The following is a 19,419-nucleotide window of genomic DNA, read 5'->3' as shown; positions in this document are numbered from 1 at the left end:
ATTAGTGGGATTAGAGTGACGATGCGGAATCGTGAGCGAATTGCGACCGGCCCGCGCACTGCCCGACCCGACCGGGTGTTTTCGGGCCGAACGGCCTCTGTCGGATACCCTGAACGCCGATGACCTCCGCTGATTCCCGGGGCGCTGCGACCCAGTCCTCCGGCCCTTATGACCTCATCGTCGTCGGCTCCGGATTCTTCGGACTGACGATTGCCGAGCGCGCGGCAACCCAACTCGACAAGCGGGTGCTGGTCGTCGAGCGCCGTCACCACCTGGGCGGCAACGCCTATTCCGAGGCCGAGCCCGAAACCGGCATCGAGGTGCACAAGTACGGCGCGCACCTGTTCCACAACTCCAATCAGCGGGTGTGGGACTACGTGCGGCAGTTCACCGACTTCACCGGCTACCAGCACCGCGTCTTTGCCATGTACGACGGCCAGGCCTACCAGTTCCCGATGGGGCTGGGTCTGGTGTCGCAGTTCTTCGGGCGCTACTTCAGCCCGGACGAGGCCCGCGCCCTGATCGCCGAGCAATCCGCCGAGATCAACACCGACGACGCGCAGAACCTCGAAGAGAAGGCCATCTCGCTGATCGGCCGGCCGCTCTACGAGGCCTTCGTCAAGGGCTACACCGCCAAGCAGTGGCAGACCGATCCCAAGGATCTGCCCGCGTCGATCATCAGCCGCCTGCCGGTGCGCTACAACTTCGACAACCGCTACTTCAACGACACCTACGAGGGTCTGCCGGTCGACGGGTACACCGCCTGGCTGGAGAACATGGCCGCCGACGAGCGCATCGACGTGGTGCTGAACACCGACTGGTTCGACGTGCGCGACCGGCTGCGGGCCGAGAACCCCGACGCGCCGGTGTTGTACACCGGCCCGCTCGACCGCTACTTCGACTACTCCGAGGGGCGGCTGGGCTGGCGCACCCTGGACTTCGAGATGGAAGTGCTGCCCATCGGGGACTTCCAGGGCACGCCCGTCATGAACTACAACGATCCCGACGTGCCCTTCACCCGCATCCACGAGTTCCGGCACTTCCACCCCGAGCGGGATTACCCGACCGACAAGACCGTCATCATGCGGGAGTACTCGCGCTTCGCCAACGACGACGATGAGCCGTACTACCCGATCAACACCGATTCGGATCGCGCGATCCTGGCGGCCTACCGCGCCAGGGCCAAGGCCGAAACCGAGGAGAACCGGGTGCTGTTCGGGGGCCGGTTGGGCACCTATCAGTACCTCGACATGCACATGGCCATCGCCAGTGCGCTGAACATGTACGACAACGTGCTGATGCCGCATCTTCGTGACGGCGTGGCACTCGCCGGTGCAGAAAGTAGCTGAAGACCATGAGCGACATCCCATCCGGCGCACTGGCGTCGGGAGAGTCCCGTGCGGTGAGCCTGCTGTCGCGGGTCATCCTGCCCCGTCCGGGTGAGCCCCTCGACGTCCGCAAGCTGTACATCGAGGAGTCGTCCACCAACGCCCGGCGCGCGCACGCCCCGACCCGCACCACCCTGGAAATCGGTGGGGAGTCCGAGGTTTCGTTCGCCACCTACTTCAACGCGTTCCCGGCCAGCTACTGGCGGCGCTGGACGATCCTGACGTCGGTGGTGCTGCGCGTCGAGCTGACCGGCAGCGCCCGTGTCGACGTCTACCGGTCGAAGGCGACCGGCGCGCGAATCACCGTGGGCGGCAGCGAGATCGCCAGTGGTGAGGACGGCCTCCCGGCGGTGGTCGAGTTCGAGATCGGCCTGGAGCCGTTCGAGGACGGCGGCTGGATCTGGTTCGACATCACCACCGACAGCGCGGTGACGGTGCACAACGCCGGGTGGTACGCCCCCGTGGAAGCGCCGGGCCGCGCGAACATCACCGTCGGTATCCCGACCTTCAACCGCCCGGCGGACGCCGTCAACGCCCTCGCGGCGCTGACGTCGGATCCGTTGGTGGACAAGGTGATCGGTGCGGTCGTCGTGTCCGATCAGGGCGCCAACAAGGTCAAGGACCACCCCGACTTCGCGGCGGCCGCGGCGCCGCTGGCCGACCGGCTGGCCATCCACAACCAGCCGAACCTCGGTGGCTCCGGCGGCTACAGCCGCGTCATGTACGAAGCGCTGAAACACACTGACTGCGAACAGATTCTGTTCATGGACGACGACATCCGCGTCGAGCCCGACTCGATCCTGCGGGCGCTGGCGTTCAACCGGTTCGCCAAGACGCCGACCCTGGTCGGCGGCCAGATGCTCAACCTGCAGGAACCCTCGCACCTGCACGTCATGGGCGAGATGGTCGATTCGGCGAACTTCATGTGGACGCACGCCATCAACGCCGAGTACGACCACAACTTCGCGAAGTACCCCCTCGCCGACGAGGAGGAGTACCGCAGCCGGATCCTGCACCGCCGCATCGACGTCGATTACAACGGCTGGTGGATGTGCATGATCCCGCGCGCGGTGGCCGAGGAACTCGGTCAGCCGCTGCCGCTGTTCATCAAGTGGGACGACGCAGACTACGGCCTGCGTGCCGGCGAGCACGGCTACCCGACGGTGACCCTGCCGGGGGCGGCGATCTGGCACATGGCGTGGAGCGACAAGGACGACGCCATCGACTGGCAGGCGTACTTCCACCTGCGCAACCGCCTCGTCGTGGCGGCGCTGCACTGGGACGGCAACATCCGTGGCCTGGTGGCGAGCCACTTCAAGGCGACCATGAAACACCTTCTGTGCCTTGAGTATTCGACGGTGGCCATCCAGAACCGGGCGATGGACGACTTCCTCGCCGGGCCGGACAACCTGTTCACCATCCTCGAGTCCGCGCTGCCCGAGGTGCGCGCCATGCGTGCCGAGTACCCGGACGCGGTGGTGCTGGAGAGCGCGACCTCGTTGCCCGCGCCGTCGGACAAGAAGTGGCGCCGCAAGGTCAAGATTCCCACCAGCTTGCCCGCCATCGCGGTCCGGCTCACCCGCGGCGTCGTGAACCAGCTCAAGCCGCACGACCCGGAACACCATGTGCGGCCGCAGATCAACGTCGCGACGCAGGATGCCCGCTGGTTCTCGCTGTGCATGGTCGACGGTGTCACCGTCACCACCGCCGACGGCCGCGGTGTCGTCTACCGCCAGCGCGACCGCGAGAAGATGTTCGAGTTGCTGCGTGAGTCGCTCAAGCGTCAGGCGCTGCTGGTCCGCAAGTTCAACCGCATGCGGAAGGTGTACCGCAACGCCCTGCCGGAGCTGACGAGCAAGGAAAAGTGGGAGACCGTGCTGCTGGCCTCCCAGCCCGAGTCGGCTGGTGCCCGGTGAGCCTCGAAGGTATCGAGGGTGATGCCATCGCCAGTGCGCCGCGCGGCGAGGACGCCATCCTGGTCGGTGTCCAGTCCGCGCTGACCGGTCGTCCCGGCGTCCTTGCCGGCGCCCGGGCGCTGTCGTACTTCGGTGAGCACAGCCTGGGCTGGTTCGCCGTGTGCGGTCTGGGCGCGCTGCTGCAGCCGCAGCGCCGCCGGGCCTGGGTGACGGCCGGTGTCGGCACGTTCCTCGCCCATGCGGCCGCCGTCCTGATCAAGCGGGTGGTGAAGCGCGAACGCCCGCAGCACCCGGCCATCGCCGTCAACGTCGGCACCCCGAGCCGGCTGAGCTTCCCGTCGGCGCATGCGACGTCGACGACCGCCGCCGCGATCCTGATCGGCCGGGCCACGGGCCTGTCGCTGCCGTGGTTCCTGGTACCGCCGATGGCGTTGTCCCGCTTGGTTCTCGGCGTGCACTACCCCAGTGATGTGCTCACCGGTGTCGTGGTGGGAACCGTGGTCGCCGAATCAGTCGGGGCGGTTTCGGAGCGAACTGCCAAGCGCGAACCGAAGGCTGGGGTATGACCGAACAGACGCAGGAGCTGGGGCCGCCGAAGAATCTGGCCGCCGGCATCGTCAAGGCGCTGCGGCCGCGGCAATGGGTGAAGAACGTCCTGGTTCTGGCCGCACCGCTGGCGTCGCTCGGCGTCGGGGCCCACTACAGCTACAGCGAGGTTTTCAAGGCCGTCGGTGTCGCGTTCGTGGTGTTCTGTATGGCCGCGTCGTGTATCTACCTCATCAACGATGCCCGTGACGTCGAGGCCGACCGGGTCCACCCGACCAAGCAATACCGGCCCATCGCCGCCGGTGTCGTCTCGGTACAGCTGGCCTACTCGCTGGCCGTCGTGCTCGGTGTCGGCTCGCTGGCCATCTCGTGGTGGCTCACGCCCAGCCTGGCGATCGTCATGGCGGTGTATCTCGCGACGCAGCTGGCTTACTGCTTCGGTCTGAAACATCAAGCGGTGCTGGACATCTGCATCAATTCGTCGGGATTCCTGATCCGCGCCATCGCCGGTGGCGCGGCCGCCGGCATCCCGCTGTCCAAGTGGTTCCTGCTGGTGTTCGCGTTCGGCTCGCTGTTCATGTCGGCCGGAAAGCGTTACGCCGAACTGCAACTCGCCGAACGCACCGGCGCCAAGATCCGTAAGGCGCTGGAGTCCTACACCAGCAGCTACCTGCGGTTCGTCTGGACGCTGTCGGCGACGGCCGTGGTGCTCTGCTACGGCCTGTGGGCCTTCGAGGGCAACAAGGGCCCGTGGTTCGCCGTGTCGATGGTGCCGTTCACCGTCGCGATCCTGCGCTACGCCGTCGATGTCGACAGCGGAGCAGCGGGTGAACCCGAGGAGATCGTGCTGAACGACCGCGTGTTGCAGCTGCTGGGCGTCGCCCTGGTCGCCACGCTGGTCGCCGCGATTCTGCCCGGACTGGTCCGGTGATCGACTCGCCCGCTCGGCAATTGCTGCGCGGGCCGGTCTTCCCGTATGGCCGGGCCGCGCGGATCAGCCTGTGGTTGAGCGTCGCGGTGTCTGCCGCGTTGTTCGGCTGGGGCGCCTGGCAGCGCCGGTGGATCGCGGACGACGGCCTCATCGTGCTGCGTACGGTGCGAAACCTGTTGGCCGGCAACGGTCCCGTCTTCAACGTCGGTGAGCGCGTCGAGTCCAACACGTCGACGCTGTGGACCTATCTGGTCACCCTCGGGGCCTGGATCGGCGGCTCGGTGCAGCTCGAGTACGTGGTCCTGGCATTGGCGCTGACGCTGAGCGTGGCGGGCCTGGTCTTCGCGATGCTCGGCACCGGCCGGCTGTACGCCCCCGGACTGCGGGGGCGTCGCGCGCTGTTGGTGCCGGCCGGCGCCCTCGTCTACATGGCCGTGCCGCCGGCGCGTGACTTCGCGACGTCGGGCCTGGAGAACGGCCTGATCATGGCCTACCTGGGGCTGCTCTGGTGGATGATGGTGTGCTGGTCGCAGGCCTTGGCCGTGGCCCCGCCCGAGGCCCGCGAAGCCGATGCCAACGCCACCAGCGCCCGGTTCGACGGCGCCCTGGCCTGTCTGGCCGGCCTGTCGGTCCTGGTGCGGCCCGAACTCGCCCTGATCGGCGGGGTGGCCCTCGTCATGCAACTGGTCGCGGCCCGGGGCCGGCGCCGCCGCCTCGTCATCGTGGTGGCCGGCGGCCTGCTCCCGATCGCCTACGAGATCTTCCGGATGGGCTACTACGGCCTGTTGGTGCCCATCACCGCGCTGGCCAAGGACGCCACCGGCTCCAAGTGGCAGCAGGGGTTCGTCTACCTCGGCAACTTCAACCGGCCCTACCTGTTGTGGATCCCCGCGGTGCTGACCGTGGCGCTGGCGATTGTGTTGTTCGTCACTCACAGCCGGCCCTGGTGGGGCCAGACGGCCCCGCGCGGCTACAGCTCGCTGGCCCGCCGGGTTCAAAGTCCCACTGCCGTAGTGATTTTCATGGCCGGCAGCGGCCTGGTGCAGGGGCTGTACTGGCTGCGTCAGGGCGGCGACTTCATGCACGGCCGGGTGTTGCTGGTTCCGCTGTTCTGCCTGGTCATCCCGGTTGCGGTGATTCCGATCGTGCTTCCCGACGGCAAGAACATCGCCCGCGAGGTCGGCTACGCGCTGGCCGGCACGACGGCGGCCCTGTGGCTGGCGGTGGTCGGCTGGTCGCTGTGGGCGGCCAACTCGCCGGGCCTCGGATACGACGCCACCCGCGTGACCTACTCGGGAATCGTCGACGAACGGCGCTTCTATTCGCAGGCCACCGGGCATGCGCATCCGCTGACGGCCGCGGACTACCTGGACTACCCGCGCATGCGAGCGGTGCTGGCGGCCATCGACAACACCCCGGTCGGTGCGCTGCTGCTGCCGTCGGGCAACTACGACCAGTGGGACGTGGTTCCGGCCATGCCGCCGCCGGTTCCGGACCCGACGTCGCCGCCGCCGCCGAACTGGTTCGAAAAAGGTCCACACACAGTCTTTTTCACCAACCTGGGCATGATGGGCATGAACCTGCCGCTCGAGGTCCGGGTGATCGACCAGATCGGGCTGGCCAACCCGCTGGCCGCGCACACGGCACGGCTGGACGACGCGCGCATCGGTCACGACAAGGATCTGTTCCCGGACTGGGCGGTGGCCGAGGGGCCGTTCCTGCGCAAGCGCCCGTGGATTCCGACGTATCTCGACGAGGACTGGGTGGCCCAAGCAGCGGTCGCGCTGACATGCCCGGAGACCGAGACGATGCTGAGCTCGGTGCGCGCCCCGATGGGCGTTCACCGCTTCATGTCAAATCTGGTACACGCGTTCACATTTACGCGTTACCGGATCGATCGCGTGCCGTTATACGAGTTGTACAGGTGCAAGCTCGATGTGCCTCCGAGGCTGTCGACCCCTTACACTGGCTTACCGGCTACCGGTCCGTAGTTTCAGCGCATGAGCGCTGGCACGGTCTGAAGCGTAGGTAACGCCGGGGAACCATGCGGCGATAACCACTCGGGCGTGTGCGCCCGGCCTGATCGTCACCTCAACGGCAGAGGCGGTGATGAGGGTTGTCCGTACGCCGTCATAGGAAAGATTAGGGAGCGGTATGAGTTTCGTTGGGAAGATGCGGTCGATGGCCAAGGCCATGCCGCGCCGGATGGCGGTTGCGGCCGTTGCCGCGGCAGCGCTGCCCGGTCTTGTCGGGGTCGTCGGTGAAACGGCGACTGCAGGGGCTTTCTCGCGTCCCGGTCTGCCGGTTGAGTACCTGCAGGTTCCGTCCGCGGCCATGGGTCGCGACATCAAGATCCAGTTCCAGAGTGGTGGCGCGGGCTCGCCGGCCGTGTACATGCTGGACGGTCTGCGTGCGCAGGACGACTACAACGGCTGGGACATCAACACCGCCGCCTTCGAGTGGTACAACGGCTCGGGCATCTCGATGGTCATGCCCGTCGGTGGCCAGTCCAGCTTCTACAGCGACTGGTACAAGCCGGCGTGCGGCAAGTCGGGCTGCCAGACCTACAAGTGGGAGACCTTCCTGACCCAGGAGCTGCCCGCTTACCTGCAGGCCAACAAGTCGGTCAAGCCGACCGGTGGCGCTGCTGTCGGTCTGTCGATGGCCGGCTCGGCCGCGATGACCCTCGCCATCTACCACCCGCAGCAGTTCATCTACGCGGGCTCGATGTCGGGCTTCCTGAACCTGTCCGAGGGCTGGTGGCCGTTCCTGGTCAACATCTCGATGGGTGACGCCGGCGGCTACAAGGCCGACGACATGTGGGGCTCCACTGGCGACCCGAACAACGCCTGGAAGCGCAACGACCCGTTCGTGAACATCGGCACCCTGGTGGCGAACAACACCCGTCTGTGGGTCTACTGCGGCGACGGCAACCCGAGCGACCTGGGCGGCGACAACGTGCCGGCCAAGTTCCTGGAGGGCCTGACCATCCGCACCAACCGCACCTTCCAGCAGACCTACCTGGCTGCCGGTGGCACCAACGGTGTGTTCAACTTCCCCAACAGCGGCACCCACGACTGGGGCTACTGGGGCCAGCAGCTGCAGGCCATGAAGCCTGACCTGCAGCGTGTGCTGGGTGCTTCGGGACAGGCGTAACACGCTCATCCTGAGGTAAATCCTCTGGCAACAACTCGCACTGGCGGCGGCGACCTTGACGGGTCGTCGCCGCCAGTCGTTTACGGCGGCGTAGCCGAACATCACCCCATCCGCTGGCAACGTTCCCTCCCTTTGTCCGGGACAGCCGTCGAGGTGATGTGGTTCACTACAACGCGGGTTCAGGACGCTCGACGATCACGACAGGTGAGGTTGGTTATGGGGCTGCAGGCAATGTTCCGGACGATGGCCGCGACGGCGGCGGCGGTAGTGCTCGCCGGCGGCCTCCTGACGGGCACCGGAACGGCCCGCGCCGCGGGTGTCGAGACGTTGATGGTGCCCTCGGCCGCGATGGGCCGCGACATCCCGGTGACGTTCCAGGCCGGTGGCCCGCACGCGGTCTATCTGCTCGATGCCTTCAACGCCGGCCCGGATGTGAGCAACTGGGTCACCGCGGGCAACGCCATGGGCACCCTCGCCGGTAAGGGCATCTCGGTGGTCGCCCCGGCCGGCGGCGCGTTCAGCTTCTACACCAACTGGGAGCAGGACGGCAGCAAGCAGTGGGAGACGTTCCTGAGCCAGGAGCTGCCGGACTATCTGGCCGCCACCAAGGGCCTGGCCCCCAACGGCCACGGCGTCGTCGGCGCGGCCCAGGGCGGCACCGCGGCCCTGACGCTGGCCGAGTTCCACCCGGACCGGTTCCGCTTCGCGGGCTCGCTGTCGGGCTTCCTGACCCCGTCGGCGACGACGTTCAACGGCGCCATCACCGCCGGCATGCGTGAGTTCGGCGGCGTGGACACCTACGGCATGTGGGGCGCCCCGCAGCTGGGCCGCTGGAAGTGGCACGACCCGGATGTGCACGTGAGCCTGCTGAACCAGAACAACACCCGGATCTGGGTGTTCAGCCCGTCGACGGTCACCTGCAGTGACCCGGCCGCGATGATCGGTTACTGCGACCAGGCGCAGGGCAGCAACCGCGCCTTCTACGCGCATTACCGCAGCGTGGGCGGCCACAACGGGCACTTCGACTTCCCCGACGGCCCGCAGCACGACTGGGGCAGCTGGAGTGGTCAGCTCGGTGCCATGTCGGGCGAACTGGTGAGCGTCATCCGCTAGCCCAACCGGAGTGATCTTGCCGACGGAACGCGCCGGCGTGACCAGTCCGTGACGCCTGCTGACTAGATTCGGATGGCAACCGCTTGATTCAGCCCGCAGGAGACCTCACACCACATGGCCACCAACAATCGCCGCCGCCGCCATCGCATCCTCGCCATTGCCGCGGCGGGTGCGGTGGCACTGCTGGTCATCGTGGTCGCGTTCGCGATCGTGGTGTGGCTGCGTCAGCCCGGTGAGATCCCGGGGCCGACGCCGCCCTCGGCGCAGCCGCCGACGTCCGGTCCCAGCGCGAAGCCGTCCAAGCCGCGGCCGGCGTACCAGTCGGCCGACTGCCCCGATGTGCAGCTGATCTCGATCCCGGGCACCTGGGAGTCCTCACGGGCGCTCGACCCGCTGAACCCGACGCCGTCGTTCCCGATCGCGCTGCTGCTGAACGTCAGCAACCCGCTCGGCCAGCAGTTCGGTGCCGACCGGTTGGCGCAGTACACGGTGCCCTACACCGCGCAGTTCCATAACCCGCTGGCCGCGGACAATCAGATGTCGTACAACGACAGCCGCGAAGAGGGCAAGAAGAAGGCCGTCGAAGCCATCACGGACATCAACAACCGCTGCCCGCTGACGAGCTTCGTCATCATCGGCTTCTCACAGGGCGCGGTGATCGCCGGCGACATCGCCAGTGACATCGGCAACGGCCGCGGTCCCATCGACCAGGACCTCGTGCTCGGCGTGACGTTGATCGCCGACGGCCGGCGCCAGCCCAATGTCGGCAAGGACATCGGTCCGAACCCGCCGGGACAGGGCGCCGAGATCACGCTGCACGAACTGCCGCTCGGCATGCTCGGGCTGAACATGACGGGACCGCGCGTCGGCGGCTTCGGTGCGCTCAACGACCGGGTCAACGAGATCTGCGGAAAGGGCGACCTGATCTGCGCCGCGCCGACCGAGGCGTTCAACGTCGTCAACCTGCCCAGCACGCTCGCCACGCTGTCGGGCAGCGCCGCGGGACCGGTGCACGCGCTGTACAACACGCCGCAGTTCTGGACGCTCGACGGCCAGACCTCCACACAGTGGACGCTGAACTGGGCCAAGGACCTCGTCGACAACGCGCCGCACCCCAAACACGGCTGACATCACTTGTTGGCTACTGGCGAGTACAAAACCGGTGGGGCGATTTGGCCTGCGAATTCGCGTCACCTAACATTAAGAGATAGCTAAGAGCACGGTCTTATCATTGACTGGGCATCTTGGGGTGGCATATCGCTACTGCCCGGTACCATTTGCCGGGATTTGGCGTGACTGGCCGCATACGACGTAACCAGCGCGGCAGGCTGTGAACAGGAGATTTTGATGGCGTTCCACAACCCGTTCGTCAAGAACGGGAAGATCACCTTCCCGGACGGCGCCGGCATCGTGAAGCACGTCGAGCGCTGGGCGAAGGTCCGTGGGGACCGGCTCGCGTTCCGGTTCCTGGACTTCTCCACGGAGCGTGACGGCGAGGCCAAAGACCTGACCTGGTCGCAGTTCAGCGCGCGCAACAAAGCCGTGGCCGCGCGGCTGCAACAGGTGACCCAGGTGGGCGACCGCGTCGCAATCCTGTGCCCGCAGAACCTCGAATACCTCGTGGCGTTCTACGGCGTCCTGTACTCCGGCCGCATCGCCGTGCCGCTGTTCGATCCGTCGGAGCCCGGCCACGTCGGCCGCCTGCACGCCGTGCTCGACGACTGCAAGCCGTCGGCCATCCTGACCACGACCGCCGCCGCCGAAGGCGTCCGCAAGTTCTTCCGCAGCCGCCCGGCCAATGAACGTCCGCGTGTCATCGCCGTCGACGCCGTGCCGGACGAGGTCGCCGTCACCTGGATCCCATTCGACGACGTCGACGAGCACACCATCGCCTACCTGCAGTACACGTCGGGTTCGACCCGCATCCCGACGGGCGTGCAGATCACCCACCTGAACCTGGCCACCAACGTGGTGCAGGTCGTCGAGGCCCTCGAGGGCGAAGAGGGCGACCGCGGCCTGTCCTGGCTGCCGTTCTTCCACGACATGGGCCTGATCACCGCGCTGCTCGCGCCGATGATCGGCCACAGCTTCACGTTCATGACCCCGGCGGCCTTCGTGCGTCGGCCGGAGCGCTGGATCCGTGAGCTCGCCCGCAAGGAAGGCGACACCGGCGGCACCATCTCCGTGGCCCCGAACTTCGCGTTCGACCACGCCGCCGCCCGTGGCGTGCCCAAGGAGAAGATCGACCTCTCCAACGTCAAGGCCGTGCTGAACGGCAGCGAGCCGATTTCGGCGGCGACGGTGCGGCGGTTCAACGAGGCCTTCGGTCCGTTCGGCTTCCCCGCCAAGGCCATCAAGCCGTCCTACGGCCTGGCCGAGGCGACGCTGTTCGTGTCGACCACGCCGTCGGCCGACGAGCCGACCATCGTGTCGGTGGATCGCGACGCCCTCAACACCGGCACCTTCGTGGTGGTTCCGGACGACTCGCCGAAGGCTGTCGCCCAGGCCGGCGCCGGCAAGGTCGGTGTCGACGAATGGGCCGTCATCGTGGACGCCGAGACCGCCACCGAGCTGCCCGACGGCCAGATCGGCGAGATCTGGATCAGCGGCGCCAACATGGGCACCGGCTACTGGGGCAAGCCCGAGGAGACCGTCGAGACGTTCCAGAACACCCTCAAGTCGCGCACCAGCCCGTCGCACGCCGAGGGCGCGGCCGACGACGCCACCTGGGTGCGCACCGGCGACTACGGCGCCTACCACGACGGCGAGCTGTACATCACCGGCCGCGTCAAGGACCTGGTGATCATCGACGGCCGTAACCACTACCCGCAGGACCTCGAGTACTCGGCGCAGGAGGCCAGCAAGGCGTTGCGCGTCGGTTACGTCGCGGCGTTCTCGGTGCCGGCCAACCAGCTGCCCGACGAGGTCTTCGCCGACGCCCACTCGGGCCTCAAGCGCGATCCCGACGACAGCTCCGAGCAGCTGGTCATCGTCGCCGAGCGGGCCCCGGGCGCGCACAAGCTCGAACCGCAGCCGATCGTCGACGACATCCGGGCCGCCATCGCGGTCCGTCACGGCGTCACCGTGCGCGACGTGCTGCTGACCGCGGCCGGCGCCATCCCGCGCACCTCCAGCGGCAAGATCGGCCGCCGGGCCACCCGTGCGGCGTACCTGGACGGCACGCTGCGCAGCGGCAAGGTGGCCAACGCCTTCCCCGACGATCTGAACTGACCCACACCCGGCAACCCTGTCCGGCGGCGAAAGTGAACAGTGAAAATGACTGACACCGAAGACAATTCGAACGAAATCGACACTTCGCCGCAGGAGGGGCAGGTTCCCGCTCGGGCTAACGGCATGTCCGTGCCGGAGATGCGGGAGTGGCTGCGCAACTGGGTGGCCAATGCCACCGGTCAGCCGGCGGACTCCATCAACGAGTCGGTGCCGATGGTCGAGCTCGGCCTGGCGTCGCGCGACGCGGTCGCCATGGCGTCCGATATCGAGGACCTCACCGGTGTCACGCTGACCGCCACGGTGGCGTTCCGGCACCCGACCATCGAGTCGCTGGCGCAGGTCATCGTCGAGGGCGAGCCCGAGGAAGACACGGACGCCGCGAACGCCGAGGACTGGTCCCGCGACGCCGACGACGACGCGATGAACATCGCGATTGTCGGCCTGGCCACCCGCTTCCCGGGTGACATGAACACGCCCGACGAGATGTGGCGGGCGCTGGTCGAAGGCCGCGACGCCATCACCGACCTGCCCGAGGGCCGCTGGGAAGAGTTCCTGTCCGAGCCCCGGATCGCCGAGCGCGTGGCCAAGGCCCGCACCCGCGGCGGCTACCTGTCGGACATCAAGGGCTTCGACGCCGAGTTCTTCGCGCTGGCCAAGATGGAAGCCGACAACATCGATCCGCAGCAGCGGATGGCGCTCGAATTGACCTGGGAGGCACTGGAGTTCGCCCGTATCCCGGCGTCGTCGCTGCGCGGCGAGTCGGTAGGCGTGTTCGTCGGTAGCTCGACCAACGACTACAGCTTCCTGTCGGTGTCCGACCCGTCGATCACGCACCCGTACGCCATCACCGGCACCGCGAGCTCCATCATCGCCAACCGGGTGTCGTACTTCTTCGACTTCCGCGGGCCGTCGATGGCCATCGACACCGCGTGTTCGTCGTCGCTGGTCGCGATCCACGAGGGCGTCAAGGCGCTGCGCTCGGGTGAGGCCAGCGTCGTCGTCGCCGGTGGTGTCAACGCCCTGGTGACCCCGATGGTGACGGTCGGCTTCGACGAGGTCGGCGGCGTCCTGGCGCCGGACGGCCGCATCAAGTCGTTCAGCTCCGATGCCGACGGCTACGCCCGTTCCGAGGGTGGCGGCATGGTCGTGCTCAAGCGCGTCGCCGACGCCCGTCGCGACGGTGACGAGATCCTCGCGGTGATCACCGGTTCGGCCATCAACCACGACGGCCGCTCCAACGGCATGCTGGCCCCGAACCCCGACGCGCAGGAAGCGGTGCTGCGCAAGGCCTACAAGGACGCCGGCGTCGACCCGAAGACCGTCGATTACATCGAGGCGCACGGTACCGGCACCATCCTGGGTGACCCGATCGAGGCCGACGCGCTCGGCCGCGTCGTGGGCCGTGGCCGCGCCGCCGACAAGCCGGCGCTGCTGGGCGCCGTGAAATCCAATGTGGGACACCTGGAGTCGGCCGCCGGTGCGGCCAGCGTCGCGAAGATGACGCTGGCGCTGTACCACGACAAGCTGCCGCCGTCGATCAACTACGCGGGCCCCAACCCGTACATCGACTTCGACAAGGAACACCTCAAGGTCAACGCCGAGCTGTCGGACTGGCCGCGTTACAGCGGTCACGCCATCGCCGGTGTCTCCGGTTTCGGTTTCGGTGGCGCCAACGCGCACATCGTCATGCGTCAGGTGCTGCCCAGTGACCTCGTCGAGCCGGAGCCGAAAGAGGTTGTGGCCGAGGAGAAGCCGGCCTCGGATGCGGGCGCCGTCTACGTCGGTGGCGTCAAGATGGACGAGTACGGCGAGTTCGCCGATGAGCCGCTTGCGCGAAGAGATTCAGAGAGCGGCGACGACTCCTTTGATTCTCGTGGTGACGCCGAGTTCTACGGCTACGGGACCGACGACGAGCCCGAGCTCCCCGGCCTGACCGAGCGGGCGCTGGAGCTGATCGAGGCCGGCCGCGCCGAACTGGAGGCTGCCGAGCCGGTCAAGCGCATTGTCCCGCTTGCGGTTTCGGGGTTCCTGACCTCGCGCAAGAAGTCCGCCGCCGCTGAGCTGGCGGACTGGATCGACAGTGAAACGGGCCGGTCCTACTCGCTGGAGTCGATCGGCCGCTCGCTGTCCCGGCGTAACCACGGGCGTTCGCGCGCGGTGATTCTCGCCCACGACCACGACGAAGCCGTCAAGGGTCTGCGGTCGCTGGCCGAGGGCAAGCAGAGCCCACTGGTGCTCGCCGCCGACGGTCCGGTCACCAACGGCCCGGTGTGGGTGCTCGCCGGTTTCGGTGCGCAGCACCGCAAGATGGGCAAGAGCCTGTACCTGAACGATCCGATCTTCGCCGAGTGGATCAACAAGGTCGACGCGCACATCCAGGACGAGCGCGGCTACTCCGTCGTCGAACTGATCCTCGACGACGCCATCGACTACACCAACGAGACCTGCGAATACCCCATCGAGGTCGTCCAGACGGTGATCTTCGCGCTGCAGATCGCGCTCGGCGAGCTGCTGAAGGCCCACGGCGCGAAGCCCGGTGCGGTGATTGGTCAGTCGCTCGGTGAGGCGGCCGCCGCCTACTTCTCCGGTGGCCTGTCGCTGGCCGACGCCACCCGCACCATCTGCTCGCGCGCGCACCTCATGGGTGAGGGCGAGGCCATGCTGTTCGGCGAGTACATCCGCCTGATGGCGCTGGTCGAGTACTCGGCCGAGGAGATCAAGACGGTCTTCGCCGACTTCCCGGGCCTCGAGGTGTGCGTGTACGCCGCCCCGACCCAGACCGTCATCGGCGGCCCGCCGGAGCAGGTCGACGCGATCATCGCCCGCGCCGAAGCCGAGGGCAAGTTCGCCCGCAAGATGCAGACCAAGGGCGCCAGCCACACGCAGCAGATGGACCCGCTGCTCGGCGAGCTGCTGGCGGAGATCCAGGGCATCGAGCCGCGGCCACTGGAAACCGGCTACTACTCGACCGTCCACGAAGGCAGCTTCCTGCGTGCCGGCAGTGACCCGATCCACGATGTCGAGTACTGGAAGAAGGGACTGCGGCACAGCGTCTACTTCACCCACGGCATCCGCGCCGCCGTCGACAACGGGCACACCACGTTCCTCGAGCTGGCCCCGAACCCGGTGGCGCTCATGCAGGTTGGGCTCACCACCATGTCGGCCGGCCTGCACGATGGCCAGCTGATCCCGACCCTCGCCCGCAAGCAGGACGAGGTCGACTCCATGACCAATGCCATGGCTCAGCTGTTCGTGCACGGCCATGATCTGGACTTCCGGACGCTGTTCTCGCCGGCCAAGGACCCGGCCGTCGATTACGCGCCCATCCCGCCGACGCGCTTCAAGCGCAAGCCGCACTGGCTGGACGCCAACTTCACCGCCGACAGCTCGGCCATCGAGCCGGGCAGCCACGTCGCCACCCCGGACGGCCGGCACGTGTGGGAGTACGCCCCGCGCGGCGAGGTCGACGCCGCTGCACTGAGCAAGCTGGTGAAAGCCGCTGCAACACAGGTGCTTCCGGATGCCACGCTGACCGCTTACGAGCAGCGCGCCATCCCGGGCGAGGGCGCGCGCTTGGTCACCACGCTGACCCGGCACCCCGGTGGCGGCACGGTGCAGGTGCACGCCCGCATGGGCGAGTCCTTCACCCTGGTGTACGACGCCGTCGTCACCCGCGGTGGTGATGGTGCGGCGCTGCCGGTCGCCATGGGTGGTGCGGCCCTGCCGGCCGCCGTCGGCGCATCAGTGGCCGAAACCGCCGCCGCCGCACCGGAACCCGAAGACGACGCCGCCATCCTGCAGGACAACCTGACCGCGGGCGCCGGCCTGGCCGCCGGTTTCAAGAAGTGGTCGCCGGATTCCGGCGAGACCGTCGCGGACCGGTTGGGTGCCATCGTCGGCGGCGCCATGGGCTACGAGCCTGAGGACCTGCCGTGGGAGGTGCCGCTGATCGAGCTGGGTCTGGACTCGCTGATGGCGGTCCGGATCAAGAACCGCGTCGAGTACGACTTCGACCTGCCTCCGATCCAGCTGACCGCGGTGCGTGACGCCAACCTGTACGCGGTGGAGAAGCTGATCCACTACGCCATCGAGCACCGCGACGAGGTCGGCCAGCTTGCCGAGGCACAGAAGGGGCAGACGGCCGAGGAGATCGCCGCCGCGCAGGCCGAATTGATGGGTGGCGCGACGACGGTCGCCGAGCTGGAGGCCAAGCTGGCCGAGGCCGGGCACCCGCTGGCCGACAAGGACGACGACAAGCCGGCGGCGGCCGAGATCGCCACGGACTCCGCTGTCGCGCTGGAGGTTCCGCCGCCCCCGACGAACCCCGCCGGCCCGGCGGCCGTCCCGCCGCCGCCGACGAACCCGTCGGGACCGGCCGGACCGAGCCAGGCGACCGCTGCGGCGGCTGCCGCCAAGGTCCTCACGCAGGAGGCGGTCACCGAGGCGCTCGGCGCCGACGTGCCGCCGCGCGATGCGGCTGAGCGCGTCACCTTCGCGACGTGGGCGATCGTCACCGGCAAGTCACCGGGTGGCATCTTCAACGAGCTGCCGGCCGTCGACGACGCGACCGCGACCAAACTGTCCGAGCGGCTTTCCGAGCGCGCCGAGGGCATCGTGACGGTCGAGCAGGTGCGGACGGCCAAGACGATCGAAGAGCTGTCCACGATCGTGCGTGATCAGCTGGAAGACGGCGTGGTGGACGGCTTCGTCCGCACCCTGCGGGCACCGAAAGAAGGTGGGTCGCAGGTACCCCTGTTCGTCTTCCACCCGGCCGGTGGCTCGACGGTGGTCTACGAGCCGCTGTTGAAGCGCCTGCCCGAGGACATCCCGGTCTACGGCATCGAACGCGTCGAAGGCTCCATCGAGGAGCGCGCCGCCGAGTACGTGCCGAAGCTGCTGGAGATGCACAAGGGCCCGTTCGTGCTGGCCGGTTGGTCGCTGGGTGGGGCGCTGGCATACGCGTGCGCCATCGGGCTCAAGCAGGCCGGTGCCGATGTGCAGTACGTCGGGTTGATCGACTGCGTGCGACCCGGCACGCCGATCGACAAGAGCCAGGCCGGTATGCGAGCCCGCTGGGATCGCTATGCCCGCTTCGCCGAGCGCACCTTCAACGTCGAGATTCCGGAGATTCCGTACGAGGAGCTGGAGAAGCTCGACGACGAGGGCCAGGTGAAGTTCGTGCTGGACATCGTCGCGCAGAGCGGCGTGCAGATCCCGGGCGGCATCATCGAGCACCAGCGCACGTCGTATCTCGACAACCGCGCGCTGGACACCATCGACATCCAGCCGTATGACGGCCACGTCGTGCTCTACATGGCGGACCGTTACCACGACGACGCGATCGTGTTCGAACCTGCGTACGCGACCCGTCAGCCCGACGGCGGATGGGGCGAGTTCGCGCCCGATCTCGAGGTCGTGAATATCGGCGGCGAGCACATCCAGGCCATCGACGAGCCGTACATTGCCAAGGTCGGGGCGCACATGAGCCAGGCCATCAACCAGATCCAGGCCGGGAAGTAGTAGGAGAACCGTGACTGAAGTTACCGAACAGCGCAGCCCTGCCACGACGGCAGAGAAGCTCGCAGAGCTTCGCCGAAAGCTGGAGCTGGCAGCCGATCCCGGTGACGAGAAGGCCAAGGCGCGGCGCGACAAGAAGGGCATTCCGTCGGCCCGCGCCCGCATCCACGCGCTCGTCGACCCGGGCAGCTTCTTCGAGATCGGCGCGCTCGCCAAGACGCCCGGCGACCCGAACGCGCTGTACGGCGACGGTGTGGTGACCGGCCACGCCACCATCGACGGCCGTCCGGTCGCGGTGTTCAGCCATGACCAGACGGTGTTCCAGGGCTCGGTCGGCGAGATGTTCGGCCGCAAGGTCGCCAAGCTGATGGAGTGGGTGGCCATGGTCGGCTGCCCGATCATCGGCATCAACGACTCCGCGGGTGCCCGCATCCAGGACGCCGTCACCTCGCTGGCCTGGTACGCCGAGCTCGGCCGCCGCCACGAGATGCTGCGCGGCACGGTGCCGGAGATCTCGATCATCCTCGGCAAGTGCGCCGGTGGTGCGGTGTACTCGCCGATCCAGACCGACCTGTTGGTGGCCGTGCGCGATCAGGGCTACATGTTCATCACCGGCCCGGACGTCATCAAGGACGTCACCGGCGAGGACGTGACCTTCGACGAGCTCGGTGGCGCGGATGTCCAGGCGCAGCGCGGCAACATCCACAAGGTCGTCGAGGACGAGGCCGCCGCCTTCCAGTACGTCCGCGACTACCTGAGCTTCCTGCCTGCCAACACCTGGGACGACCCGCCGATCGTCAACCCGGGCCTGGAGCCGGAGCTGACGCCCAGCGACTTCGAGCTGGACAAGATCGTGCCGGACGCCGACAACGCCGGCTACGACATGATGGACATCCTGCTCCGCATGTTCGACGACGGCGACATCTTCGAGATCGCCGAACAGCGCGCTCCGGAGATGATCACCGCGTTCGCGCGGGTCGACGGCCGGCCGGTCGGCGTCATCGCCAACCAGCCGCTGTTCATGGCGGGCGCCATCGGTAACGAGGCCTCCGACAAGGCGGCCGGGTTCATCCGGTTCTGCGACTCCTTCAACCTGCCTTTGGTTTTCGTCGTCGACACCCCCGGCGCCCTGCCGGGTGTCGCCGAGGAGACCGGCGGCATCATCAAGCGCGGTGGCCGCTTCTTCAACGCCATCGTCGAGGCCGACGTGCCGAAGGTGACGTTCGTGATCCGTAAGGCCTACGGCGGTGGTTACGCCGTCATGGGCTCGAAGCAGCTGTCGGCCGACCTCAACTTCGCCTGGCCGACCGCACGCATCGCGGTGATCGGTGCCCAGGGTGCGGCGCAGCTGCTGGTGAAGCGCTTCCCCGATCCGAATGCGCCCGAGGTGCAGAAGATCAAGGCGGACTTCATCGAGGGCTACAACGCCAACATGGCGATTCCGTGGACCGCGGCAGAACGTGGCTACATCGATGCCGTGATCCAGCCGCACGAGTCCCGGCTGCTGCTGCGCAAGTCGCTGAAGTTGTTGCGCGACAAGCAGAAGCACGACCGCATCGCCCGCAAGCACGGCCTGACGCCACTCTGATCTCGCGCGAGCTGACTCAAATGTCCCCCGACA

Annotated in this window: 11 protein-coding genes; all 11 read left to right on the top strand. The window is 67.6% G+C overall.

The features are described 5' to 3' along the window. The first annotated feature begins 119 nt into the window (after positions 1-119). The 11 genes from glf to ACZ5IQ_RS27815 all read left to right on the top strand — a co-directional run bounded on the left by glf (position 120) and on the right by ACZ5IQ_RS27815 (position 19,386). A complete protein-coding gene (gene glf / locus ACZ5IQ_RS27865; protein WP_212807540.1) occupies positions 120-1,349 on the top strand; it encodes a UDP-galactopyranose mutase in 1,230 nt (409 codons plus the stop codon). Between the two features lie 5 nt (positions 1,350-1,354). After that, positions 1,355-3,304, top strand: a complete 1,950-nt coding sequence (locus tag ACZ5IQ_RS27860) for a glycosyltransferase (RefSeq protein ID WP_212807538.1) — start codon at positions 1,355-1,357, stop codon at positions 3,302-3,304. Between the two features lie 26 nt (positions 3,305-3,330). Then, on the top strand, positions 3,331-3,870 hold the full coding sequence (locus tag ACZ5IQ_RS27855) for a phosphatase PAP2 family protein (protein ID WP_212814508.1): 540 nt from the start codon (positions 3,331-3,333) through the stop codon (positions 3,868-3,870). Next, positions 3,867-4,781, top strand: coding sequence for a decaprenyl-phosphate phosphoribosyltransferase (locus ACZ5IQ_RS27850; protein WP_212807536.1), 915 nt, complete (start codon positions 3,867-3,869; stop codon positions 4,779-4,781). The genes ACZ5IQ_RS27855 and ACZ5IQ_RS27850 overlap by 4 nt, the downstream gene beginning before the upstream one ends. Beyond that, positions 4,778-6,772, top strand: coding sequence for a terminal beta-(1->2)-arabinofuranosyltransferase (gene zomB / locus ACZ5IQ_RS27845; protein WP_371824498.1), 1,995 nt, complete (start codon positions 4,778-4,780; stop codon positions 6,770-6,772). The genes ACZ5IQ_RS27850 and zomB overlap by 4 nt, the downstream gene beginning before the upstream one ends. 163 nt (positions 6,773-6,935) lie before the next feature. Further along, positions 6,936-7,937, top strand: a complete 1,002-nt coding sequence (locus ACZ5IQ_RS27840) for an esterase family protein (protein WP_133426184.1) — start codon at positions 6,936-6,938, stop codon at positions 7,935-7,937. Positions 7,938-8,180: 243 nt separating this feature from the next. Next, complete coding sequence (locus ACZ5IQ_RS27835) at positions 8,181-9,050, top strand: alpha/beta hydrolase-fold protein (RefSeq protein ID WP_406774526.1); 870 nt, start codon at positions 8,181-8,183, stop codon at positions 9,048-9,050. 114 nt (positions 9,051-9,164) lie between these two features. Beyond that, positions 9,165-10,178, top strand: a complete 1,014-nt coding sequence (gene culp6, locus ACZ5IQ_RS27830) for a carboxylesterase Culp6 (protein ID WP_212807532.1) — start codon at positions 9,165-9,167, stop codon at positions 10,176-10,178. Positions 10,179-10,397: 219 nt separating this feature from the next. Further along, positions 10,398-12,281 carry a long-chain-fatty-acid--AMP ligase FadD32 gene (fadD32, locus tag ACZ5IQ_RS27825; RefSeq protein ID WP_212807530.1) on the top strand — a complete coding sequence of 628 codons (1,884 nt, stop codon included), beginning with the start codon at positions 10,398-10,400 and terminating at the stop codon, positions 12,279-12,281. A 45-nt stretch (positions 12,282-12,326) separates the two neighbouring features. Then, positions 12,327-17,801, top strand: a complete 5,475-nt coding sequence (pks13, locus tag ACZ5IQ_RS27820) for a polyketide synthase Pks13 (protein ID WP_464480552.1) — start codon at positions 12,327-12,329, stop codon at positions 17,799-17,801. A 10-nt stretch (positions 17,802-17,811) separates the two neighbouring features. Then, the gene (locus ACZ5IQ_RS27815) at positions 17,812-19,386 is read left to right on the top strand and encodes an acyl-CoA carboxylase subunit beta (protein WP_212807528.1); all 1,575 of its coding nucleotides are present in this window, start codon (positions 17,812-17,814) and stop codon (positions 19,384-19,386) included. Positions 19,387-19,419 lie beyond the last annotated feature (33 nt).

The sequence above is a fragment of the Mycobacterium toneyamaense genome (assembly GCF_055384815.1).
Note: the sequence above shows the minus strand (reverse complement) of the source record. Positions and strands in the feature narration are given on the sequence as shown.